Annotated in this window: 17 protein-coding genes and 1 pseudogene; 7 read left to right on the forward strand and 11 right to left on the reverse strand. The window is 60.3% G+C overall.

Going from position 1 to position 23,293, the window contains the following annotated elements:
* Positions 1-15: 15 nt before the first annotated feature.
* The 5 genes from NKJ01_RS08625 to NKJ01_RS08645 form a co-directional block, all read right to left on the reverse strand.
* The gene (locus NKJ01_RS08625; RefSeq protein WP_023758887.1) at positions 16-1,545 is read right to left on the reverse strand and encodes an ABC transporter substrate-binding protein; all 1,530 of its coding nucleotides are present in this window, start codon (positions 1,543-1,545) and stop codon (positions 16-18) included.
* A gap of 44 nt (positions 1,546-1,589) precedes the next feature.
* The gene (locus NKJ01_RS08630; protein ID WP_032907345.1) at positions 1,590-2,468 is read right to left on the reverse strand and encodes a carbohydrate ABC transporter permease; all 879 of its coding nucleotides are present in this window, start codon (positions 2,466-2,468) and stop codon (positions 1,590-1,592) included.
* A gap of 20 nt (positions 2,469-2,488) precedes the next feature.
* Positions 2,489-3,400 (reverse strand): carbohydrate ABC transporter permease, encoded by a 912-nt coding sequence (locus NKJ01_RS08635; RefSeq protein WP_245266570.1) that lies wholly within the window; start codon positions 3,398-3,400, stop codon positions 2,489-2,491.
* 232 nt (positions 3,401-3,632) lie between these two features.
* On the reverse strand, positions 3,633-4,679 hold the full coding sequence (locus tag NKJ01_RS08640; protein WP_352727513.1) for an NAD(P)-dependent alcohol dehydrogenase: 1,047 nt from the start codon (positions 4,677-4,679) through the stop codon (positions 3,633-3,635).
* Positions 4,680-4,872: 193 nt separating this feature from the next.
* A complete protein-coding gene (locus NKJ01_RS08645; protein WP_352600909.1) occupies positions 4,873-5,730 on the reverse strand; it encodes an NmrA family NAD(P)-binding protein in 858 nt (285 codons plus the stop codon).
* Between the two features lie 303 nt (positions 5,731-6,033).
* Here NKJ01_RS08645 and glnQ point away from each other — a divergent pair.
* Both glnQ and NKJ01_RS08655 read left to right on the forward strand, forming a co-directional pair.
* Positions 6,034-6,165, forward strand: a pseudogene (gene glnQ / locus NKJ01_RS08650) (glutamine ABC transporter ATP-binding protein GlnQ); the annotation flags it as partial.
* 227 nt (positions 6,166-6,392) lie between these two features.
* Positions 6,393-6,902 (forward strand): hypothetical protein, encoded by a 510-nt coding sequence (locus NKJ01_RS08655; protein ID WP_084025363.1) that lies wholly within the window; start codon positions 6,393-6,395, stop codon positions 6,900-6,902.
* A gap of 171 nt (positions 6,903-7,073) precedes the next feature.
* Here the strand turns inward: NKJ01_RS08655 and NKJ01_RS08660 are convergent, their stop codons facing one another.
* Complete coding sequence (locus NKJ01_RS08660; RefSeq protein ID WP_352727460.1) at positions 7,074-8,534, reverse strand: caspase family protein; 1,461 nt, start codon at positions 8,532-8,534, stop codon at positions 7,074-7,076.
* A 161-nt stretch (positions 8,535-8,695) separates the two neighbouring features.
* Between NKJ01_RS08660 and NKJ01_RS08665 the strand changes: the two genes are divergently transcribed.
* From NKJ01_RS08665 to NKJ01_RS08680, 4 genes are all read left to right on the forward strand, one after another.
* Positions 8,696-9,448, forward strand: coding sequence for a hypothetical protein (locus NKJ01_RS08665; RefSeq protein ID WP_352727462.1), 753 nt, complete (start codon positions 8,696-8,698; stop codon positions 9,446-9,448).
* Between the two features lie 234 nt (positions 9,449-9,682).
* The gene (locus NKJ01_RS08670) at positions 9,683-12,970 is read left to right on the forward strand and encodes an autotransporter (RefSeq protein WP_352727464.1); all 3,288 of its coding nucleotides are present in this window, start codon (positions 9,683-9,685) and stop codon (positions 12,968-12,970) included.
* A gap of 207 nt (positions 12,971-13,177) precedes the next feature.
* Positions 13,178-14,287: an OmpA family protein gene (locus tag NKJ01_RS08675; RefSeq protein ID WP_023758876.1), complete on the forward strand. Its 1,110-nt coding sequence runs from the start codon at positions 13,178-13,180 to the stop codon at positions 14,285-14,287.
* 19 nt (positions 14,288-14,306) lie between these two features.
* Complete coding sequence (locus NKJ01_RS08680; RefSeq protein ID WP_352727466.1) at positions 14,307-15,551, forward strand: caspase family protein; 1,245 nt, start codon at positions 14,307-14,309, stop codon at positions 15,549-15,551.
* A gap of 45 nt (positions 15,552-15,596) precedes the next feature.
* Here NKJ01_RS08680 and NKJ01_RS08685 read toward each other — a convergent pair whose 3' ends face one another.
* Positions 15,597-16,175, reverse strand: a complete 579-nt coding sequence (locus NKJ01_RS08685) for a DUF6931 family protein (RefSeq protein ID WP_352601145.1) — start codon at positions 16,173-16,175, stop codon at positions 15,597-15,599.
* A gap of 192 nt (positions 16,176-16,367) precedes the next feature.
* Between NKJ01_RS08685 and NKJ01_RS08690 the strand changes: the two genes are divergently transcribed.
* A complete protein-coding gene (locus NKJ01_RS08690) occupies positions 16,368-16,904 on the forward strand; it encodes an OmpA family protein (protein ID WP_352727468.1) in 537 nt (178 codons plus the stop codon).
* A gap of 159 nt (positions 16,905-17,063) precedes the next feature.
* Here NKJ01_RS08690 and NKJ01_RS08695 read toward each other — a convergent pair whose 3' ends face one another.
* The 4 genes from NKJ01_RS08695 to NKJ01_RS08710 form a co-directional block, all read right to left on the reverse strand.
* Positions 17,064-19,388 (reverse strand): M23 family metallopeptidase, encoded by a 2,325-nt coding sequence (locus NKJ01_RS08695; RefSeq protein ID WP_352727470.1) that lies wholly within the window; start codon positions 19,386-19,388, stop codon positions 17,064-17,066.
* A complete protein-coding gene (locus tag NKJ01_RS08700; protein ID WP_352600927.1) occupies positions 19,385-19,795 on the reverse strand; it encodes a DUF1036 domain-containing protein in 411 nt (136 codons plus the stop codon). The genes NKJ01_RS08695 and NKJ01_RS08700 overlap by 4 nt, the downstream gene beginning before the upstream one ends.
* 108 nt (positions 19,796-19,903) lie before the next feature.
* The gene (locus tag NKJ01_RS08705; RefSeq protein ID WP_352727471.1) at positions 19,904-22,348 is read right to left on the reverse strand and encodes a serine/threonine-protein kinase; all 2,445 of its coding nucleotides are present in this window, start codon (positions 22,346-22,348) and stop codon (positions 19,904-19,906) included.
* A gap of 5 nt (positions 22,349-22,353) precedes the next feature.
* Complete coding sequence (locus tag NKJ01_RS08710) at positions 22,354-23,127, reverse strand: PP2C family protein-serine/threonine phosphatase (RefSeq protein ID WP_352600931.1); 774 nt, start codon at positions 23,125-23,127, stop codon at positions 22,354-22,356.
* Positions 23,128-23,293: the final 166 nt, after the last annotated feature.

Consider the following 23,293-nt stretch of genomic DNA (forward strand, 5'->3'; position numbering starts at 1 on the left):
AGCCCAATTACGCCATTAAAGCCCCGCGTCCTTGACCTTACCGTCGACAATGTGGGCGATGGCATCGAGGCATGCCTTGGCGTCCCCACCATAGTCCTGACCAGTCAGCAGCTTGCCGAGTTCGACCGGGATGTCATTGTTCGACAGATCCGCCCAGATGGGCATGTCCGGCTCAGATCCCATCTGATTGTCGATTGTGTATTTGATCGCCTCGAAATGGCGTGTTGTTCCTGGTCCAACCACGGCCTTCGCCTTGACCCGAGGATCCGTGAAGGAGGAATTGCGCATCGGCGAGGCGCCGCCGCCAAGCGTCGAGACCCGCGCCATCACGTCCTTCGAGCAGACCCACTGCATAAACAACCAAGCCGCTTCCTTGTTCTTGGAATATTGCGACAGGGAAATCGTCGAGCCGCCCTGATGACCGACGGCCGGGATTTCGTTGAAGCCGCAATCCGCGGTGGCGCGGCGGCCGGGAACCTCCTTGGGCGCAGGCAAGGCCTCGAACAGGCCTTTGACCTTGGAATCGTTGGCATCGAAACCGGGGAAATCCTCGCCCCAGGTGATTGCCATGGCGGCCTGCCCCTGTGTCAGGGCCTGCCCCTGTCCATCCCAGGTCCATGTCGTTGCCGACGGTGGCGAGTTCTTGACCAGTTCCTGGTAGAATTTCAGCCCGGCTATGCCGCGCTCATCGTTGCCGACGAACTTCTTATCCTTGTTGAAAATCGAACCGCCATGACCCCAAAGTGCGAAGGTCCAGTCGCATTCGAGCGAATAATGGCCGGACTTCGCCTGGCATGCGGTGCCAAAGATGCCATTGCCCTTTTCCGCCTCAGTCAGCGCCTGCACGGCCTTGAGATAGGCGTCGAGGTCTGTCGGCAAGGCGATATTATGCTTGTCGAAAAGGTCTTTGCGATACATCAGGATAAAGATCGGAATATCGAAGGGAATTCCGCACTGTTTGCCATTGTACATGGCGATACCGTCGACCAGCGGCTTGGAGAAATCGTCCCAGTCGAAATTGGGCATCGCCAGCGCTTTGTTCTGGTCGTAATACTCGCGCGGATCGATGACATCCTGTGCAAATGTCGCCATCCAGGACTGGTCAAGATAGTAGACATCATAGGTGCCCAGCTGGCCTTGCACGTCCTGCGTGGCCTTGGCGAGAACCTGCTCTAGCGGCACGATCTCGACCTCGACCTCAATGCCGGTTGCTTTCGTGAATTCACCCGCGACAAGTTGGTTAGCGACGATCGTGGGCGGCGTTGCTTCCGAGGTGTAGCGAATTTTCGTGCCGGCATATGGCTTACCGACATCGGCCAGCCACTTCAGCATGTCCGTGTCCTGGGCCCGGGCCTCCTCGACCCCGAAGCCCAGCATCCCTCGATTGGGGCGACCGCCACCCAGCATAGCCGATCCGAAGGCGGAAAAGCCAATGCCCGCCAGCGCCATCTTCCTCATGAAGTCGCGTTTGGTTATTCGACGCGCTGTAAAGTCGTTGCAGGTATCGGCGACGAATGTCTTCTTGTCGTGGTCTCTGAAGCTCATGATCGTTCCTCCGTTGCGTTTGTCGTCGTTCTTCTCGTCCGGCCTTACTCCTTGAGAGATCCAAGGGTGAGGCCGCGGACCAGATGCCGTTGAACCAGCAGGATAAAGATGAAGCTCGGGATGATCGCAGACGTGCCGAGTGCTGTGATGTAGCCCCATTCGGTGGCCGTCGAAGTCACAAACGTCGAGATCTTCACCGGGACAGTGCGGATCGACGTTGTCAGGAACAGCGACAGCAGGAACTCGGTCCATGAAAAGATGAAACATAGTACGGCGGTCGCGGCGACGCCGCCCTTCACCATAGGAAGGACTACGCGTCCGAACGTCTGCCAGCGCGTCGCACCGTCAATCAGTGCCGCCTCGTCAACCTCGCGTGGAACATCGTCGAAGAACGACTTCAAAAGCAAAACCGCCAGCGGCAGATTGATCAAGCTGTGGACGAGGATGAGCCCAGTATAAGTATCGCGCAGGCCGAGATCCCGGAACATGAAAACGATCGGTATGACGATCGCGATAGGCGGCATAAAGCGCTGCGAGAGGATCCAGAACAGGAACGACTGCTGCCCGCTGAACTGCATTCGCGACAGGCAATAGGCAGCCAGCGTCGCCAGGACCAGTGTCAGTGCCGTCGACCCGACCGCTATGATCGCGCTGGCGAGCAGCGACTGGCGGGAATCGTAAGAACTGGCGCCTCCCTTTATTACTCCGGCCGCCTCGCCCCCCTGTTCCATGCCGATATCGACTCGCGACACGCCGAGCAGCGTCACGCGGTAATTGTCCGGCGTCGGTTTGAAGCCGATGTAGACCGGTCCACTGCGGTCGAAGATCGCCGAATAGGGTTTGATGGAGGACAGCGCCCACCACGCGATCGGGAACATGAAGATCGCAACCACCAACACGGCGAGCAGGTCACGTGCGATCATCCGGGCGCGGGAGGGCTCCATCAGAACCTTACCTTGAAAAGCCTGACGAAGAGGTTCGACACTCCGATGAGGACGACGAGCACGATCAGCGACAAGGTCGCGGCGTAGGGAAAATCTCCCGTGAAATAGATCCGGCCTGCGTAGAACGAGAGCGTCTCGGTAGCCGTGCCCGGCCCGCCGGCACTGATGATGTAGACGTAGTCGTAGATTCGAAAAAGATCGACGCCGCGGATCAGCACCGCGACCGCAATCACCTTGCGCAGCATCGGCAGTGTAAGTCGCAAGAATGTCTGGATCCCACTGGCGCCATCGATCGCCGCGGCTTCGAAAGGCTCCTTCGGCAGCGCCCGCAGGCCCGCCAGTATGATGAGCACCATGAACGGCGTCCATTGCCATATGTCCGCCAGCAGGATCGCCAGCAATGCGGTTACCGGCTGGGTCAAGATCGGCTGTGCCGGCGAGATCAAGTTGAGGGCATAGAGATAGAACGACAGGACACCGAAAGAGCCGTCCTGCATCAGCAGGAACATCATTCCGGTAACCGCAGGCGGCACGACCAGCGGCAGTGTCATCAGCGCCCGCAGGATCCCGTACCCCTTGCGATCGGTATCAAGCAGGAGGGCGATGAGGATGCCGAGTGCAAGCTGAACCGCAAGCGCGATGAACGTATAGATCAGTGTCGTTTCCAACGCATCCCACATGCGCGTATCCGAAAATGCGCGTGCCCACTGGTGGAATCCGGCAAAATCAAGCTGCCGCGATACGACATTGCGTTTGTGAAAGGACAGCCAGACCGAATAAGCGAGAGGATAGATGCCGAAAACGAGCAGCATCACCGTGATCGGTGCCAGCCAGGGAAACGGATGCTCGGCCGTCATGAACCGGGGCAGGGCCCACCCGGACCTCTCTCGGGTGAAAGTCGCCGTGCTCACGCGCAAATCTCCGCTGGGTGACAGAGATGCATCGGCCTTCTCCCTACCGGCCAGATCGTACCAACTTGAACTTTTGTAAGTTTGTTGTGCCTTTTGTTAAGCTAGCGTGTGGGACGGCCGTCGATTTGTCAAGACGGCTTTGAGCGGCGCCCGCGGGAGCATCACCCGTCTCCGCCGCCAAAGCGTGTACGACCGCGCGAGGAGTCAAGACTTGAGAGCAGCCAGACTCGCATTAATCTGGCAGGGTTATCTTACGTTTACGGTCGGCCGCCGGGCCTGCGACCCCAGGGTGTATGGCCGCGATAGAGTCCTCGAAGGCAAAGGTCGCCGAAATGAGTGGCTTTAAGTCGACCCGTCCCGACGCCATAAGAGCAATCGCCCGCTCATACTGATGGGCATAGCGGAACACAGTCTCGATACGGACTTCCTTGGTCGAAGCGGTCGCGATGTCGAATGGGACCGGCGCCACCGGCAGGCCGACGACCACCACAGCGCCGCCGGGCCGCGGCAGGTCAAGAAGCGTCTCCCACGCCTTGGGCGAGCCGGAGCATTCGAACACGACGTCGGCGCCCCAGCCGTTGGTCAAGTGCTTGACCTCCCTCATCAGGTCCTCTTCTCGAAGATTGACCGGGATCACCCCCTGATAACCGGCGGCGATTTCGAGCTTGGGTTGCGCAAAATCGGCGATAATTGCCCGGGAACATCCCCCGGCAAGGGCAGCGATCGCGACCATAGTGCCAATTGGTCCGGCGCCAAGCACAACAGCTGTATCGCCTGGGCTGATTTTCGCTTTTGTCGCCGCCTGCATCCCCACGGCGAAAGGCTCCACCATCGCGCCTTCGCCGAAGCTGATACTGTCGGGTATCTTGAAGGTGTAGTTGGCGGGATGAACGACATGGGCCGTCAGCACCCCATGGACAGGAGGCGTTGCCCAGAACCTTACGGCAGGATCTATGTTATAGAGGCCAAGCCGGCTCGCCCGCGAATTCGGGTCGGGGATGCCCGGCTCCATGCAAACGCGGTCGCCGATCTCCAGGTGCTCGACGCCTTCGCCAATTTCGACAATCGTCCCGGCGGCTTCATGCCCCAGAACCATCGGTGCTTCGACGACAAACGGGCCAATGCGGCCGTGGGTATAGTAGTGGACGTCCGAGCCGCAAACCCCGACGGTGTGGATCTTGATCCGGACCTGGCCCTGGCCGACGGTCTGGGGCAGATCTATGTCACGCAGCTTAAGCTCGTGCTGGCGTTCAAGGACAAGGGCGCGAACTTTGGTCATTATCATCTCCTCCTTCAAAACTGGCTGCCGTGTTTCGAAACGCAAGCCCTAGCCAGCTGAAATTTTCATTTCACAGTCTATCGGACCCTTCTCGTCAGCGTCGATGTGGGGGAGCTTGGCCGAACTTTGGAGAAATTTGCCAGTCCAGGGCGCAGAGCGGCCTCGAGCGGCCTGGGACCTCTCGTTTTTATTTTCAGTTCTTTGGTTCGGCTAGAATGTGTCGGTCATCAGAGTGGTCCGCTAGCTCCTCGAGGTAGGCCCTGAGTGTACGTGGCTCGTTATCGAGGATCGCCCGCAGCGTCAGCGGGTTTCCGAGCAGATCATGTTGGTCGTAGTGCTCGAACATCCTTCTCTCGGCCTGCGGGACTTCGCTGAGGACATCAACGTCGCGCCGCTCCTTGATCTCGCGCCCCAGCACTTCGCTCATGAGCGCGACCACGCGCTTGCGATCCCAATAACCGGGAGCACAGAGCTCGAATGTACCGTAAAGCAGTCGATCATCCGTCAATGCGATCGCTGCACTTTCGGCAACGTCGCGATAGTCGACGAGAGAGAAACGGGTGTCTGCCGACCACGGCTCAGCCAATAAACGCTGCTTCATTACCGTGGGCCAGAAGGCTGCGTAATTCTGATAAAACCGGGCTGGATGGAGGAATGTATATTCCATGCCCGAATTGAGGATGGCGTCTTCTACCGGCGCCTTGGCGGTGTGATTGCTGAGAGCCGACAGGACCGGATGGATCACGGCTGAGAACACGAAGCGGCGTACGCGAGCACGAACTGCAGCGTCAACCAAACGCATTCCTAGGTCGGCTTCGTCCGGCATGAAGGCGGGGGCGATATAGAATACAGAGTGCACGCCATTAAGCGCCGCGTCGAGTTTCTCCTGGTCATGGAGATCGCCGATCGCGACCTCGGCTGCGCCGTGGCTTCGCGCGCGATCGGCATCCCCGGGCTTGTGGACGAAACCGCGTATTCTCGCGCCGCGCTTTGCGAGCGCCGGAACGACATAGCCGCCGAATCTGCCGGCTGCACCGATCGCAAGGATCATCATCTAACTCCCTCGCAGTCAGGTGGTGAGTAACTTGCTCGATCTGGTTTTCCTGAGCAAAGGTAACGGTCGCGATGCGAAGCAGTTCCAACCAAGGCCCACCTGACTGGCGCTACGCGAATTGAAGAGTGAATGGCCGAGGATCTCTACGCGCTATTCGAAGGTCCACGGTTTCAACGTGTGTCTGGTCAAACGAAGCTGCGGCGGGACGGCCAGATTGTCACAGACATCGCCGCAGCAATTTTCGATTTTCAAGAGCCGGATTTTGAGAACTGCTGACGACAGAGAAGGCAGCCAGAAAATCTGGGCTTTACGCGTGCTGTGGCCGACCGCGTGATCTTCATGGACGCCGGTCAGATTTTCGAGGAAGGCAGTCAACACAGCTTCTTCGGCAATCCCCAACATGCCCGGACCAAGCAGTTTCTGAGCCAGATACCAAACACCAGATCAAGCGCAGTGCGCCTCGCGCTCGACCGCGGGCATGCCAAAAAGCCACCTAAGGTCCGGCCGCGCAATGTCGCCACACCGTTGACACGCGGTTATCTATTAGGGCCACTGTTCGGCATAACAGGTGTCTCCGACATCCGGCCTGGGGAATAGGACCTTCTGCCGATCAGCGGGCTTTTCGGATACGTCCGTCGGAGAACGATGTGGAGAGATTGATGCGGAACCTTATACTGGCCTTCGCGGCACTTGTCCTAGCCGCGTGCCAATCGGCTCCAGAACCGCCACAATCCGCCGTTGTTGAACCTGTGTTGGATCCTGCTACCATTCCATCCCAACCCGCCTTGGATCCTGCCTCTGTTCCTCCTGGCTCGGCGATTATGGATCAATCCGTGACAATCACTCCTCCCGCAAAGGGCGTTCCAACAAAGTACGCTGCTTTTTCGGGCAATTGGGCCGGACGATTGGAAGGTACATATGAAGGTAAACTGGCTGTTCAATCTGTTTCTTCGAATGGAAAGGTCACGGTCACCTATGCGTGGGGAATTCTGGGCGATAACAATCCGGGAGAGGCCGCAGGCGCAGGAAAAATTGTAGGGACTACGTTGAAGCTTGGGCGCCTCCCGAATGGCGCGGACGTCAGTTTTATGATGATGCCCGACGGAACTCTGGCCGGAACCTATACGCTCGCCGGCCAGACCTACACGGGCCTGTTCATCAGGCAATGATCAAAGAAGATACGGTCGCGCTCCTCCGGTTTTGATCCGCTCCCAATAGCGGCCCTTCAAATGCTCCGATGCCTTTGCGTCATAACCGCTGCGCTCAAGGAGGGTGGCGGCCCCGAGCCGCGGCATTCCCAGAACAAGGGCGGAAAGGAAGCGCGCCTGACCGCCCACATCCTAAAACACGCCACCAATGCCTATGCCCCCACTAATGTCTGGAGGGGGGGCTGCGGGGCGTTGCGGGGCGGCCTGCGCGCGTTTCGCAGCCTTGCGGCTGGGACCGGTTTGCGAAAGGCCGTTATCCGACGCGACTTTGGCCGGCTTGGCCTTGACGATGACCGGCTGCTTGCAGATTCTGCCGGAACGCAAAAAGAGATCGCCGAGCAGTCCGACGGTCGGCTCGGTCGTCGATGCGACCTGATTGGTATTTTTGTAATAGTCGGTGAGGGCGCGGATGGAGCCCGTGCCCCAATCGCCATCAACCTGCATGCGATAGCAGCCCAGGCGGCGAAGTTCCGTCTGAATGCTGCGCGCAAGATCGCCTGCCTTGTCCTTTTGTGCTTCGCCCGCCGATGCGCCGACAATCAGGGTTTCGAGACCGGAGACGACGCTCTGGCGAGCGACTGCAACGCTGTCAGTTGGAGACAGATTGGCGACCTGAGTGCCGACCGGCCCCGCTGAACCGCCTGACGGTGCAGGAATCTCGACCGACCGCAACGTCTGCCCGACGATGAGCACGGCGGTCTGCAGGTCGTTGGAGGCGAGCTCGATCTGCAGCTTCTTCTTGGCGTCGGGATCGGACAGTATGCGCGACAGGCTGGCGCTCAACTGCGCCGGATCGAGCATCTGCTGTTCGGTGAAATAAAATTGTTCACGCAGGTTCGACTGGTCCCATGGAACCTGGCGGCCGACGGTGAGCGCCTCGGTCTCGTTGCGGACGCGGATCATCATGTCCGAAATGCTCAAGCCGGGGATTTCGACATTTTTCAGAAGCGCAGTGGTGAACGGGCTGTTTTCGCCGGTACCGTCGACGGTGACGTTGCCGGGCTGGGTCGCGAAGGCGACAAACGTGTTTTCGCCGACCTCGACCTGCGCTAGACCGTTGGAGATGTTGGCGCCGGTGCCCAGCGGATTGTTGCGGCAGGCATCAAGGAAGATGAAGGTCTGACGGTCGCGGCTGGCGAATTGGGCGATCACATCGTTCAGCTTGACGGCGTGCGCCGTCAACTTGTCCAGGTTTTCCGGATCGGGCGTATCGATCGGCAGCAGGTAGTTTTCGCCTTGCACTTGCATGCCGTGACCAGCGTAGAAGATCAGCACGGCGCTGCTTTCGGGCAGCTTGGCCTCGGCGTCGCGGAAAAGCTTGGCGAATCCATCGGCGGTGAGATCGGTTCCGGTCAGAACCTCGAAATTCAGCCGCTTCAGGCTGTCGGACAGTTTCGTCGCGTCGTTCACCGCATTGGCGAGGTGCTCGAGACGCTTGCTCTGGTAGTTCGTGTTGCCGATGACGATCGCCAGCCGGTTGCGCGGCTGTGGCGAGGCGTTCTGCTCGACCGCGGCGCGAACGCCGACCGTGCTCAGGATCACGAAAAGCATGAGCAGAAGGATGCGTAAGAAGAATCCGTGGCGATGGGTCATATCGGCATGCTCGTTCCAGCCTGCGTCAATCCTATTCCGGCAGCCTTCGAACGCACCAGACGCAAACGCAATCCTGCCTGAGCGTCTGGACTCCGTGCCGCCAACGGCCAGCAGATTTTTATACCAAGTGTCATGTCAAAGATAGGAAAAAGGGGATTTGTATGCAGTCACTGGACTGTGGAGGACACGATGCCGATCAAGATCAACCTCGCCCTCCGGTTTATGGAGCAGCCTACAAAAGCGTGTTCGTTCGCAGCCTCTTCGCGGCCCTGACCCACAACAGCCTGTCCAGCTACGCTTTCACGCTGTCGGAAATCGAGTACACGGATATCCCGTTTTCCCGGAACTATCTGCTGACGAACTTCTACTACAACAAGCCGGATTGCAGTCACATCCTGATGATCGACAGCGACATGGGCTTTTCGCCTGATCTGATCGCCGCGATGCTGGCGCTGGACAAGCCGGTGGTCGGCACGTTGTATCCCCGGCGCCTGGTCGATCTGCGAAAACTCCACTCACTGTCGACATTGCCCTTCGACAAGGCGTTCGCACAAAGCCTGGACTTCATCGGAACCGTCGTCGAACCCCGGCAAGAGATAGGGGGCTTTGTCCGGGTATCGTCATGCGGCACGGGTATCTTTCTGGTCTCCCGCGACTGCGTGACGGCGATGATCGAGAAATTGCCCGAGACGGTGAACCGGTCTCGTTACCGTAGGAACAAGTACACCGCTCAGTTCCAGAATTTCCTGACGCCGTTTACTAAGATCGTGACGCCGGAACTGGATTTGCCTGACGATTTTTCTTTCTGTCACCGCTGGGCGGAACAGTGTGGCGGCGAAATCTGGGCAAGCTACGACCGCAAGATTGCTCATGCCGGAGACCTGACCGTTTCGGCAGCCTATTCTGATCTCTAAATGTGCCCTTTGAACGGTGATACACTGGGGTCAATAGTTCGCTTCGAGCTTTTCGATAGTGACCTTGTCGCCACAGCTGGCCTGATAGTCGCCCAACGGCGAACGCCGAACCATTGCCGTAGAGCAACACGCCGCGTACACTCTCGGCGAGGCAGGTCAACGAGCCCCAATCCCATGGGTGGGGCCTATTTTAGTTTTTTGTGACGGTATCGATTTCTCGTAAAGTGGGGTCGAATGAGCGTGCCGCGCGAGGCCTATCAATTGGCGGGTGTTTCGTTGCTTGCGTTGGCGGCAGCGTCCACCTTCCAAATATCTGGCGCAGCGGCGTGCTCCGCCACTGCAAACGGCGACGGCGATCCGTTCCAGACGACATCGGTTACGGTGGAGTGCAGGACGGTCGGGGATTTTCAGGACATCGATGGCGTATTCACCACCCGGTTTAATGGGTTCCAGAACTCGTCGGAGATCAAGATCAATGATTACGATGGCAACGGCGACGACATCCTAAGGATTTTTGGCGGCGAGCTGACCGACGACGCGTCGACAACGCCCAGTGTAGGCGGGCTGCCCACGGATGGGTCGACCTCCTTGCAGCCGGCGGATGGGACGATCGAGCTCCTTGGCGGCAAAGACCAATTCGAGATGTTCTATGGGGATTACTTGGGCGAGCCGTTCGCCCCCAACGTCAGGGCCAATCTCGATACCGGGGCGGGCGATGACACCGTCGTCATCCAGGCCGGCAGCATTCAGGACATCAACCTTGGAGACGGCACCGACAGGGCCGCGATATCCGGCGGCGCCACGCAGGTCGGTGATGTGACCGGCGGCGTTGGGGACGACGAGATAACGGTCGGTATCCTCGAGACCGAGGAGGGCGTTTTTTACAGCGCGCCAACCGTCGGCGTCATCTACGGGGGCGACGGCAGCGATACCATCACCATTGCGGGAGGCAACGTTGCTGCAGTCGATGCCGAGGCCGGCGATGACAAGGTCAGCATAGGCGACGATGCCGCGGTCGAACTCGATGTCGATGGTGCTTTCGGAAACGACACCATAACGGTCGGCGGCAACGCCACCATCGGCGGCAATATATTCGGCAACGATGGCAACGACACCGTCAACATCAACGGCGGAACCATCGGGACAACCACGACGCCGGGCCGCGTCGATCTCGCCGACGGCGCCGATATTTTCAACATGACCGCAGGTCACATAACCGGTTCGGTATTCGGCGAAGGTGGCGGCAACACCTATGACGTGAGCGGCGGTAGGATCGACGGTTCGATTTTCGCCGGCAGCCAGAACGACAACGTCACGGTCTCAGGCAGCGCCAGTATCGGCATCGACCTTGGCGAGAGTGGGAACGACACCGATTCTGTCGGCCTGGAGGATGGCGACGACAGCTTCTCGATGACCGGCGGCACACTCGGCGGCGCCGTGAGCGGCGGCGCCGGCAATGACACGATCGACTTCCGCAGCGGCACGATAAATGGTTTCATCGAAGGCAATGACGGCAACGACCGGATTTTCGTATCCGGCGGCATTCTCACCGATGAAATCATCGGTGACCTAGGCAACGATACGATTGCCATCAGCGGCGGAACGATCGCCGGGCCGGTTTCCGGCAATGACGGTGATGACCATATCAGCATCTCGGGCGGCACCATTGGCACAGCCGCCGTGCCGACCCAGGTCGATCTCGGTACCGGGGTCAATACATTCGACATGAGCGGCGGCACGGTCAACGGATCTGTTTTCGGGGAAGGCGGCGTCAGCGGCGGCGCCGGCTTCGACAACGTCTCGGTCACCGGCGGCACCATTACTGGCGGCATCGAAGCCGAGCATGTTCATCTGTCAGGCGGCACGATCGGCGGTAACATCACTGGCCTCGGGCCCGACACGCTCGTCATCGACGGTATCGGCACGGTCGATCCGCTCAATCTGATCAATGGCGTGCTGTTTAGTGGAACAAATGCCAATGGCACCGTCACCGGCACCGACCTCGCGGCCGGCGGCAAGAGCCAGAACTTTACGGGCTTCGACAATTTCTCGGCCGACGCTTCCACACTGCGTTTCAGCGGCGGCACGCAAGGCATCAACCAGCTCAACCTCGGCAACGGCTCGACGCTGTTCATCAACGGCAACGTCACCATGCCGGGTTCAATCATCGCGACCACGAGTTCGCTGATCGACATGCGCAATGGTGTCGCCAACGACGTGTTGACGCTCGGCGGCCTTACCCTCAACGGCGCCCGCATCGGGCTCGACATCAACCAGCAGACGGTGCAGTCGGATCAACTGGTCGCCGGCGCGTTCTCGGCCACCGGCGTCAATACAATCATCGTCAACCTGCTCGGCACGCCGCAATTCACCCAGGCGACCGATATCCCGCTCATTGTTTCGACGAACGGTCCGGTCACCGGGACGTTCAGCGTCGCAGGTGTTCCCGGCACGCCGGGCTCGCTTTTCACCTATCAGGTCGTAGCCGGCCCGAATGGCGGCTTGTTCCTGCGTGCCACGCCGGCCAATTTCGGCATTGCGGCGGCGCCCACCAGCGCCACCAACGCCGGCGCGGTCACGGTGGCAATCGACGCTCTCTACGGCATAAACCGCGACGCGCTCGATGCTGACCTCCACCTTTCGCCCGCATCCGGATCTGGAATGGTGCCGGTTTCGGAGAGCTTCGGAGTCTTTGCCTCCGGCCAGTTCGCCCATACCGAGCATGACGGCTACAACATCAGCGGCGGCGGCTTGAATGGACCCGGCCCGAGCTTCGATGCCGATGATTTTTCGGCCGCCATCAGTCTTGATTTCAATGCCGCCAAACACTTCCAGTTCGACAATGAGTATGGCCTGAACATCGGCGTTTTCGCCGGCTACGCCTCGACCGACGTCAGCCTCGGCGCGTTCCGGGGATTTGATGCCATAGGCGAAGGTACCAACAAGGCCGGCCTGTTCGGCGGCTACGTGTTGTTTCGCAAAAGCGTCGACTACGCGTTGGTCTCCGCCTCCGGCTTCATCGGCGGAAGCGACGTGACGAACGGCGTGCTCGGCACCACCGGCAGCTATGATACCAAGGGCTATGCGGTTACGGCATCGGTCGGCCACATCTTCAAGCTGGGCGAGCGCACCCGTTTCGACCTGCGCGGCGGCCTGCTTGGCGTTTCATTCCGCGGCGATCCCTATACAGACAGCGGCGGCAACGAGTTCGGCAAGAGCCAGCTTTCTTTTGGCGCGATCAAGCTCGAGCCCGGCATCTATGGCGATTACACGCTGAGCAACGGCATGGTGTTCAGCCCCTATGCGCGGGGCGAATTGCAGCAGCGTTTCGGCTACAAGAACACCACCGAAATCGACACCAGGGAAATCAACTTCGACGATGCGGATTTTTCCACCGCGCTGTCGACCGGCTTCAATCTGAAAGTGTCGGACTCGACCACCGTCAACGGCGAAGTCCGTGGCAAGGCGTCTTCAGACAGTTCCACCATCGGCGCCAAGTTCGGATTGAAGATCGCCTTCTAGCCAGTGTGGCGTGGCCGGATTATGGACTGGCCAAGCACCTCCAGCCGAGACGCTCGCCAAGCGAGAGCAAGTGTTCTATGCTCTCCATCGGCACCGAGCAATTCCAGGAAAAGAGACGGTTTTCCGTCCGGAATTGCGTCAAAACAAACAGATGGAGCGGTTTGCCGTTTCCGTGAAAGCGTGAACTGCTCTAGGCAGGGGGGTTCCATGTTCGAAGTCGTCGGATTCTGCTGGAAAATACGGTCGAGAAGTCGGCTCGCCATAAACGCACTTGGCTTGATCGTTGCGCTGTCCGTGCTGCTTTTGCCCGGACTGGGAACCGCGAACGCACAGGCGAACTGGACGCTCGATCCCGCCGCGTCGGTGCTCACCTATCAGTCGGTCAAGAAGAACACGATCGTCGAAACCAACAAGATCAGGAATATTTCCGGCAGCCTTACTTCGGGAGGTGACGCCAAAGTCACCTTCGACCTCAATTCGGTCGATACGGGGGTCGATCTTCGCAATGTCCGCATGCGGTTCCTTTTCTTCGAGACATTCAAGTTTCCGTCCGCCGAACTGACCGCGAAGGTCGATCCCGCGGCGTTTGCCGACCTGCCGACCAAGCGACGTGTGAAGGCGGTGCTTCCGTTCCGTCTCAACTTGCACGGGGTCGACAAGAACCTTGAGGCCAACGTCGTGGTGACCATGATCAGCGACGACATGGTATCGGTCGCTTCGGAGGCTCCGGTCGCCGTGCATGTGGAGGACTTCGGGCTATTGCCGAATGTCGACAAACTCCAGCAGGCGGCCAATGTGACCAACATTGTTCCGACCGCATCGGTGTCGTTCGATTTCGTGTTCACCGCTGACGGCAGCACGCCGGCTGCTGTCCAGCCTGTTGCGGCGAAGACCGCCGATGTCGGACCCGTCGCCACCGATGCCGCGAAGACGAACTTCAGCGACGAGGAGTGCCTCAACCGGTTTGCGGTGCTGTCGCGCACCGGGGCTATCTACTTTCGAACGGCGAGCGCGCGGCTCGATACCCAAAGCCGTCCGCTGCTTGCGGAGGTCGTCGGTGTCGTTGGCAAGTGCCCGGGCCTGAAGGTCGAGGTTTCCGGACATACCGATTCCGATGGGTCGCCTGTCGAGAACAAGCGCTTGTCGGAGCGGAGGGCCGAGGCGGTTGCCGATGCCATTGTCGCCGCGGGCATTCCTCGCACGCAGATCGCGGCGACCGGCTACGGCGAGGAGCGGCCGGTTGCCGCCAACGACACGCCGAAGAACAAGGCGCTCAATCGGCGGATCGAGTTTTCCGCCACCAAGCTCGTCAACTGAGGAAGGATCCGTTGTCCCGGTGAGTTTCGATCTGATCGCCCGTTGTGGTGGCCTTATGCGCGGCATCGGGCTTGCAGCACTGGCATTACTTTTGACTTTGTCGGCCGCCAATGCCGAACGCCGTGTCGCGTTGGTCCTTGGCAACTCCCAGTATCAGCATGCCCCGGCGCTGACCAATCCGGTACGCGATGCCCAGGCCATGGCCGAACGCCTGAAGAACCTGGACTTTGAAGTCGTTTCCGGCTTCGACCTGACCAAACTGCAGACCCAGACGACGATTGCGCAGTTCGCCAAGCAGGTTCGCGGCGCCGACATCGCCCTGTTCTTCTACGCCGGCCATGGGCTGCAGGTTTCAGGCAGCAACTACCTTCTTCCGATCGATGCAGCACTTGAGGACGAGACCTCGCTCGACTTCGAGGCGGTGCCTGTGGATTTCATCTTGCGGCAAATGTCACGCGAGACCAGCATAAGGCTGATTTTCCTCGACGCCTGCCGTGACAATCCGCTTGCCGATGTGTTGGCAAAGACCGCCGGCGTCAAGGGAGCAAGGAGCGGCCTTGCCGAAATTCCGATCGAGAATGGTGGCGCGGGCACGCTTGTCGCGTTCGCCACCAGTCCTGATCGGGTCGCCTATGACGGGTCGGGCGAACATTCGCCGTTTGCTTCGGCGCTGCTCGCGCATATCGGCGAAACGAATGTTTCCATCACCGAAGCGATGAACCGCGTTACCGCCGATGTCTTCAAGGCAACCGCCGGCAAACAGCGCCCCTGGACCAATGTCTCACTGACCACCGAGGTCGTCCTGCATAAGATCGATCTCAACGCGCCGCTGATCGTCGGCGAGGCGAGCGCTCAGCAACCGGAAGGCGGCTCGGATGGGCGCAACGCCACGGCAAATCCGGCCGGCCCCGGTGACGACGCCCAACTCGCACTCAATGTGCTTCGTCAGAAGATACCGAAGCTTGCCTCGGACGACCCCATCTTTTTCGACCACCCGATCGATTTTGGCGATCCGGAAATCGACGGCAAGAGCATTGCCGAGCTCATCAAGGGCAAGCCACGCTTCAGTCCGGTGGAGGGGCTCGACAAGTCGGTATGGGAAGGCAAGCATTGCGACGGCTGCCATCAGTGGAACGAGGCCCGGCTGTGCGAACAGGCGAAAAATTTCGCCTCCAACGATGTCTCTGTTTTGCGCCTGCAGCATCCGCTCGGAACACGCTTCAAGGTGGCGCTTGCCAAATGGGCTCAAGGCGGCTGCAAGTAACAGGGCGTTGATGGCATCCATCCAGTTTGTGCCGGGGTGAATGCTTTAATACGCATCCGCTGATTGGCGCAGCGCCTCGATCTCGGCCATCTGGATGCCCATTTCGACAAAGGCCGAAAGAACGGCAAACCGGTCGGCTAGCGCGACACGTGCCAGTCCGGTCAGAATCCCGGCATTGACCGCATGGGCGGCAGGAAATGGTTGCAGGGCCGATACCATCGTCGCGGCCCTGGCCGAACCATTGTCACGCCATCCCGCGGCCAGGACAATCCAGCCGACCGGCGTCGTTGGCTGTGTCGCCGCGGCCGCACTGACTGCTGCCCGATGATGCGGGCTGTCCGGTTCACCCACCCAGTCGCGGACAAGCGCGAGCAAACCGTGATCGGTCTCATCAAACAGGTCGGTCAGGTGGCTCAGGCATTCATGGGCCCACCAGACCGCGGCCCGCTCTGGAAGCAGATAGGCACAAAATGTAATCGCTTCCTCGGGAACGCGCCCGGCGAGGAGGTCGCGGCAGAACTCGATCGAGCGCTGGTCGGTTGGAAGGGCTCTCATGTCCCGGGCAACAGCAGGACAGGCCATGAAAAGATCCCGTGCCGTTTTGAACCGGAGCCCATTGGCCATGACCGCCACGCTTTCATCGAGGAGCTCTGGCCACTCAAGCCTCACGCGCGGCGCGGGTCAAGTCTCATCCTGTGACGCGCCGACAACTCGCGGCATTGTCGTGCCCTCAATGTTTTGTCGACAGACAGTTGCCTTGGAATTTGGTATGATCGCGATCATCGAAATCGGATTGCTCAAACAGGAGGAGCCGCTATGCAGTGGAGCAGTTCAGCTTTTGTGTTGGCGGTCGTGTTTTTCTCGACCCACGCTTCCGCCGATCCCGTTCAGAAATCAGAAGACATTGTGAAGTTTTTTGCCGGTGCGGCCGATCTCGGCAAGTCGCGAGGAATTTGTGTCGGCTCCGAGGAGGAGTGCAAAAGCCAGACCAAGGCAAATGACGCGCCAGCAGGAAAATCCAGCCTCGACATGCTGATCAATTTCGGGCTGGATTCGGCCGAGCTCGACACGACTGCGCGCGCTGAACTCACCGAATTCGCCAAGGCCCTGAAGGACAATCGGCTGCGCACGTTCAACTTCGTCGTCGAAGGCTACACCGACGCCACCGGCACCGTGCATTACAACGAAGGCCTGTCGCAGCGACGAGCGCAATCGGTGGCGACCTTCCTGACAGCCAGCGGGATTGAGACCGCGCGCATCAATGCGATCGGCATGGGCGAAAAAAATCCCCGCAGCCCAAACCCGTACGATCCCGTGAACCGCCGTGTGGAAATGCGGATAAAGACGGAATAAAGCCGGCAAAAGTGTGAAACGGTTTTCCGTCCGGATTGCGTTAAACAAACAGAGTGCGCGGTTCGGCGTTTCCATGAAACGCTCTGAAGCCTGTTCCATCCCGATGGAATCGGGATGGGGATCATCAACAGTCCGAGACTCTCATGCCGCGCGGCCAGGTCAAAGCGTATTCTGAATCGAGCCTATGAGGGCGGTGACGGCCTGTTTGTATTTTTCGAACTCCGGCGATGTCTGGCGGATCTGCGTGGTCTGCGGGCTCGTGTCTGTAGCCACACGGCTTAGTTTTTGGCCCATTTTCCTTTCGGCCCAGTCCACCACGTAGCTGGCTGTCTTGCCGGTGAGAAACGGATTGGCCTGGATGACGGCCGAACCCAGCACGGCGCTCAGTTGCGCCGAACCTGTCGCCGCCAGCACCTGATGCGCGCCTTCCATCCCCAGGAAATGACAGAGATAGAGCCGTCCAGCTGTGATCTGGTGACCGCGCGCCCGAAGATAGGCCTCGCCTTCGCGCGCCAGATTGCGCACCATCTCGCGCGAGATCGTGGCGTCGTAGCGCAGAGCGAGCAGGTCGGCAGTCGACAGCGTGCGCGCAAGCTCCGGGCGATAGGTGCTCATCATCCTGATCCAGGTCTTGGTTATGAACTGGCCGGCGCCGGTCGCTGAAGAATTTGGGTTCTTGGCGCGAGCGCTGCCGCCACTTTCGACATGAACAATGCGGTCGGTGAGCGTTTCGACAGCGGAATCGTCTGAAGCGATCGCGGTAACCCTGCCCAGCGGGTCGATCGCCTCGCCATTCTGATAAAGTTCGAAATGCAGGTGAGGCCCGGTCGAAAGGCCGGTGGTGCCGATGTATCCAATGATGTCGCCGGCTTTCACCTTGGTGCCGACGCCGGCCGGGATTGCAAATTTCTGCATATGCGCATAGCGCGTCTCGCGCCCGTTTCCGTGCGAAATCTTCACCAGATTGCCATAGTTGCCGCCATCGCCTTGGAAGGTGATCTCGCCATCGAAGGCCGCTGCGATCGGCGTGCCAACGGGAGCCGCCCAATCGACGCCCTTGTGGATGCGAACGGTCCCGAGGATTGGATGCTTGCGTGGCCCGAAGGTGGAGGTCATAACCCCGTTGACCGGTGTGACCATGCCGTTGGTTACCGTCAGCGAGCGAACCTGATCGTCACCGGTGACGCACGCAAACTGGCCGTCGCTCTGCTGGAAGACGAAACAGTCGAGGCTCTTTTCGCTGCCCTGGACACCCACATACAGCACCCGCCCGGCACCTTCGTCCTTGCCGCGCGGCATCTGCGAATAGATCAGCACGAGGCGCTGGTCCTCGCTTGCAAAGGCGTCCAAGTCCTGTCCTCTCGAGAGATACATGATCGCTTCGCCGATCACGCCGGTCGGGACATTGTTGCGGGCCGCCGTCGAGTAGATCGCGTCGAGCAGACGGTATTGCCTTTTGTGCGTGCCTTCCGCCTGTGCGCCCGAATAATTGAACAGGTCTTCGCGGACCCAGGGATCGACGCCCGACACGAACGCGCCGGCGGCATTGCGCGTCAGCGTGCCGACGAACACGTTCCTGGCGTAGATCGAAACCTGCATGAGAGACATCGTGGTCGTCCCGCGGCTCGGCCTGAAACCGCGCATGGCAACCACATAACCCGGTTCCAGACTGTCCCGATTGAAAAGCGCCTTCAGGGCCTCGCCTGCCAGCTTGGCATCGTCGGCGGAGAAATGCGCATCGAGCACAACGCTGTCCAGGCTGCGGTCGTTGAGGGTTTTCACGAACATGTCCTCGGTCGCCTCGAACCGCTGATAGTCATTCGTGACGACCGCGACGCTGGTGTTGTTTTCGATCTGGGTCTTCTGGAATGCGGGAAGGGCAGCATCGCCCGCGTCGATTGTCTCACCCCAGCCGGCTTCGGGATCGTCGGCGTCCGCCTTCTGGTCCGGAACCGCCGCGGATTCCTCTGCGGTGGGTGATGGCTCAAGATCGTTCTGGAGATCGCCGGATGGTGCGGTAGCGGTCTTTCTTTGCGCCTGGAAGAATGCGAAATCCTCCTGCGTCGACGGTATCGTCGTCATGAATTTTTCGCTGGCGCTAAGCATGACGTCGGACAGAATTTCGAGCTGGGGAGAAACGCCGGCCTGATCGAGTTCCGCCGGGCGCGGCATCGTTCGGCCTTTCGTTGCGGCGCCGGCATCGGGCGCCAGGGTGATCCACATTGGATCCCCGGCAAGGTCGATGATGGCCGGCACATAGACGGATGCATCGGCCGGCACATCATCCACTCCCTCGACCGCGTGCAACTCCTCATCTTCGTCGCCGAACGACCAATAGTCCGCGGTGAGGTAGAAACCGGCGGCGATCGAAAGCAGGAGAACCACCGCGAGACCGGCAATAAGCCTGCGCCAAAGCGCGCGCCTGCGAAGGGCGGCGCGCGCCTGCTTTTTGTGCCTGAAGCTCGTGTCGATATTGTGCGTCACGGATTGCTTCCGGTCAGGAAGAAGGTCCAGCGGACCTGTTCGAGCGTATCGACTTCGAGAAATTGCGCCGCGATATGGCCGCGCTGCCAGCATTCATCGATGCCGCGTATCGAGAAACGGCGCCGCTCGATGCACATTTCTGTCGATCCGGTGAGGATCGCATGACCGAACACGTCCGTGGCATAGATGTAGATGTAGCGGTTCGTCAGTTCCTCGCGGATGACGTTCACGCATTGATTGGCGCCGATGGTCCACCAGCCATCGGTCTGGTCCGCATTGTCGACCTTCTGGCCGACGGCGAGATTGACGACGTCGAGTGTCTGATTGCAAACCGTGAATTCGGCGCGCGCTTCGCTGGATGACAGCACCGCCAGCAGCGCGGCGCCCGCCATGACTGCAAGCCTCATGTGGCCTGTCAGGGCACCCAGGGCTCGAAGCGGATCATGCTGCTCTATGGGCAGGTCGGCAGACGAACGGGGCGAACGCGAGCGGCGGAGTTCCATCGGGCGTCCATGCTATCCGCCGAGCCGGAAATACTGGGCGGTGGCCGAGAACCGAGTCCCATCGGTCTCAATTTCTTCAAGAATTTTGGGGAGCAGCACCGCGGCGGGTGTCGGCGTGGAGAACGCGGCCGCCTGAATATCATGGAGGCCCGTGATCACCATTATGATCTGCGGCACGGCCTTTCCGGCGGCTTTGTCGGCCGCGCCGAGGCCAATCGGGATGCTGAAAGTAGCCTTGCCCGGTTCTACGACGATGCGGTCGTCGAGATTGAATACCATGCCTTTGTGATCGATCAGCAGCACGCTGGAGACGAGCCCGCCGCGTGTCACCAGCGTGCCGCTGACCGGCGTGCCGTTCGGCACCGACGTCCGATCGAGAACAAGCTGCGGCTTGTCGGCGGCGGTCTGCCCCAGAAAGCGCAGAAAATTGGTGACTTCGCATTGGCTTGGCTCGATGAGGCGGACGCTGATGTCCGGCTCGATGTGGAATTTTGCCTGGAAATCGCCCAGCATGCGCTCGAATGGCTGGACCGCAGTTCCAAATCCTTCGATCGCGGTGGCCTTGTCGGTTGCCGACGTCATGGTCGCATAAAAACAATCGCCGCCGCCGAAGTCGCGAACCCAGGAGATCCGTTGCGCGATGTCGTCGACGGCCGCGGGAACCCCTGGTTTGGGCACGTTCAACGCGACGACAGGCTGGTCGGGCTGTTTGGCTTCCGGTAGTGCGGCTTTTTGACTCTCGGCCTTCGCGGTATCTGTCTGGCTTGCGGCGGGTTCAGGCGCCGGCGTGGTCGCCTTGGGTGGTGCCGGCTGGTTGGTCTGTAGCTCGGCCTTTTGGCTCTTGACAACCTCTGGCTTGGCCGGCGGCGGCGTCGACACGCTCTCGGCTGCTGACGGCGCTGGAGCGGTCGTGACAGGTGGCGCCGCCGACGTCTGGCTGTCGCTGGCCACCGCATCGGGCTGGATTGCCGGTGATGCCTTTTCGGGCGGCGGCTGCACGTCCGTAGTTGGCTTCGGGGGTGCCTCGGTCTGCGAGGGGACTTCGGCGGGCTTGGCCGGCTGGGGCTTTTGAGCTGCCGCTGCATCTTGCTGATTTTCAGCCGGCGGTGCGCCGGCCTCCGGCTGCGCGAGCGGAACTACCTTCGCCGGCTCGGGGGCGTTCGCGGCAGTGTCCGCCGGGGGCGGCTTTGACAGCTCTGGCGTGGGCTTTGATGGCTCTGGTGCGGAAAGCGATATCTTATCGACGGTCGGCGTCGCAGGCGTCATGAAGCCGCTCAGATAGAGCCCTGCGCCGGAGGCCACAGCAAGCGTCGCCAAGGCGGCGATGGCGACGGTCCGGGTCTTTGCGGGTTTTGCGGGCACATCCGCCTTGACCGCGCGCGGAGGACCGACGGCCGGGGATGGCTGCGGTGCGGTCAAATGCGCGGGCCGGACATGCGGGACAAAGCGCTCGCCCGTGCCCGTCGCCAGCGGCGCGTCGTGTCCCGCGACATTGGGTGGCTGAGGCTGGCCCTTAGGATCAGGAGCAAGGGTTTGCTCGGCTAGCGGCAAGACCGGTCGCTTGCGTGGTGGGATAGACGTCGGCGGCATCGTTCCTTCGTCTTCGCCACGCGTCATTCTGGCGATGTCCGCCATGCTGGCCGGCCGGTCTCGCGGATCCGGTTGCAGCATGGCTTCAACAATGTCACGAAAATCGTCGTCGATGTCGGAGAGATCAGGCACGGTCCGGCGCTTTTCGATGACCTCGAACTGCGATCCGCTCATGTCGATCGGCTTGCCGCGCAAAGCGGCAACCAGCACCAGCCCCAGGCTGTAGATGTCGGATTGCTCACTGACGTCGCCGCTGTAGAGCCCGAGCTGTTCGGGTGAAACATAATTGTACTTTCCCGCGAACTTTCCGCCGATCAGGGTCTCACCGCCCACGCTCGCCGACCGGGCGATACCGAAATCGATGATCTTCGCGCGGTCGACCCGGCCGCCGGGCAGGATGATGTTATCGGGGGAGAGGTCGCGGTGTATTGCTCCAGCTTGATGGACGGCGCTCAAGCCGGAAGCGAGGCGGTGGCAGAGCTTGCGCACATCTGCCGTCGGCATCGCGCCACGTCGCATGATGTCGAACAGCGACTCGCCGTCGACGAATTCCATGGCAAGGTAGGGACGGCCGATCCCGGGATCGATCGTGAAGACGTGGTACCGCACGACCGCGTCATGCGACAGGTGATTGAGGATCAATGCCTCCTTGCGGAACAGCGACAAGATCGTCTGGTCACGGGCGAACTCGGGCAAGACGATCTTGATCGCGACATGGTCACCGGTCTGAATATTATGGCCACGGTAGACCTCGCCCATGCCACCGAATGCGATCCGCTCATCGAGTTCGTAGATGCCGCTGAGTTGTGTGCCTACGGCGGTGTTGGCCATGCTCCCCGATATTCGCGTCTTATCGTCGGCGCTCATGAGCCTCAAGCCTCCGCTCTATGCGGATCTGGACGAGGCGATTGGCCATCGCGCCGGTCTCCGATCTTCACAAGCACGATCGTCACGTTGTCCGTTCCGCCGCGCGCCAGCACCATGTCGAGCAGGTTCTCGCAGGCTGCTTGAGGTGTCGCCGAAACCGTCGCCGCCTCGATCTCGGCGTCGGTGACATGCGCCGTCAGCCCATCCGTGCTCAACACAAAAATGTCCCCAGGCATGATTTCGCCCTGCTGGAAATCGATGACAATCTCGTCGCTGACGCCGATCGCTTGCGTGATGACATTGCGGCGCGGCCAGGTGCGCGCTTCGGCTGCGCTGATGGTACCCCGGTCGATGAGCTCCTGAACTTCGGTGTGGTCTCTCGATATCTGCGAGATCGAGGCGTTGCGGATTAGATAGACGCGGCTGTCACCCGCCCACAGGCAGGCAAACCGCCCGTCCATTGCCAGCAGCGCGGCAACGGTAGAACCGATGGTTATGCCGCGAGATTCGGCTATGCCGCGGATCTCGGCATTGGCCCTGCTCAGCCTGTCCTCAAAGCGCGCCCGGAGATCGGGTGCCGAGCTCGCGATGCCGATCGTTGCCAGATGATCGACGATACTGGCTGAAGCGACCTCTCCGGCCTCATGTCCACCCATTCCGTCGGCTACCACCCAGAGGCCAGTGTGTGGCTCGACCAGATAGCTGTCTTCATTGAGCTCACGGACAAGGCCTTTGTGGCTCACGCCGAAGCTTTCAATGGGAAGGGCGACAGTATTCAATTTGCCACCAAGCGCTTTTCAAGCGTCCTTCTGCGGCGCACCTTTGGACGCTCGCTCGCGCCACTTTGCCACAGGCTCGAACATTAAAGTATCGAAAACTAAGGAAAACCAAGGTTTGACCGTATGTGGTCTGCGGATCGGCACCATGCTCAGCAGATCATCCCCA

Origin of the sequence: Mesorhizobium sp. M0276 (assembly GCF_040321755.1) — a bacterium.
Classification (GTDB): Bacteria; Pseudomonadota; Alphaproteobacteria; order Rhizobiales; family Rhizobiaceae; genus Mesorhizobium.

Excerpts from the sequence above, each read along its gene's own strand:
- NKJ01_RS08630 (WP_032907345.1), bottom strand. The coding sequence starts at position 2,468 with ATGATCGCACGTGACCTGCTCGCCGTGTTGGTGGTTGCGATCTTCATG.
- NKJ01_RS08700 (WP_352600927.1), bottom strand. The coding sequence starts at position 19,795 with ATGAGGCTTGCAGTCATGGCGGGCGCCGCGCTGCTGGCGGTGCTGTCA.
- NKJ01_RS08640 (WP_352727513.1), bottom strand. The coding sequence starts at position 4,679 with ATGACCAAAGTTCGCGCCCTTGTCCTTGAACGCCAGCACGAGCTTAAG.
- NKJ01_RS08625 (WP_023758887.1), bottom strand. The coding sequence starts at position 1,545 with ATGAGCTTCAGAGACCACGACAAGAAGACATTCGTCGCCGATACCTGC.
- NKJ01_RS08705 (WP_352727471.1), bottom strand. The coding sequence starts at position 22,348 with ATGAGCGCCGACGATAAGACGCGAATATCGGGGAGCATGGCCAACACC.
- NKJ01_RS08675 (WP_023758876.1), top strand. The coding sequence starts at position 13,178 with ATGTTCGAAGTCGTCGGATTCTGCTGGAAAATACGGTCGAGAAGTCGG.
- NKJ01_RS08685 (WP_352601145.1), bottom strand. The coding sequence starts at position 16,175 with ATGGCCAATGGGCTCCGGTTCAAAACGGCACGGGATCTTTTCATGGCC.
- NKJ01_RS08660 (WP_352727460.1), bottom strand. The coding sequence starts at position 8,534 with ATGACCCATCGCCACGGATTCTTCTTACGCATCCTTCTGCTCATGCTT.
- NKJ01_RS08645 (WP_352600909.1), bottom strand. The coding sequence starts at position 5,730 with ATGATCCTTGCGATCGGTGCAGCCGGCAGATTCGGCGGCTATGTCGTT.
- NKJ01_RS08670 (WP_352727464.1), top strand. The coding sequence starts at position 9,683 with ATGAGCGTGCCGCGCGAGGCCTATCAATTGGCGGGTGTTTCGTTGCTT.
- NKJ01_RS08665 (WP_352727462.1), top strand. The coding sequence starts at position 8,696 with ATGCAGTCACTGGACTGTGGAGGACACGATGCCGATCAAGATCAACCT.
- NKJ01_RS08655 (WP_084025363.1), top strand. The coding sequence starts at position 6,393 with ATGCGGAACCTTATACTGGCCTTCGCGGCACTTGTCCTAGCCGCGTGC.
- NKJ01_RS08690 (WP_352727468.1), top strand. The coding sequence starts at position 16,368 with ATGCAGTGGAGCAGTTCAGCTTTTGTGTTGGCGGTCGTGTTTTTCTCG.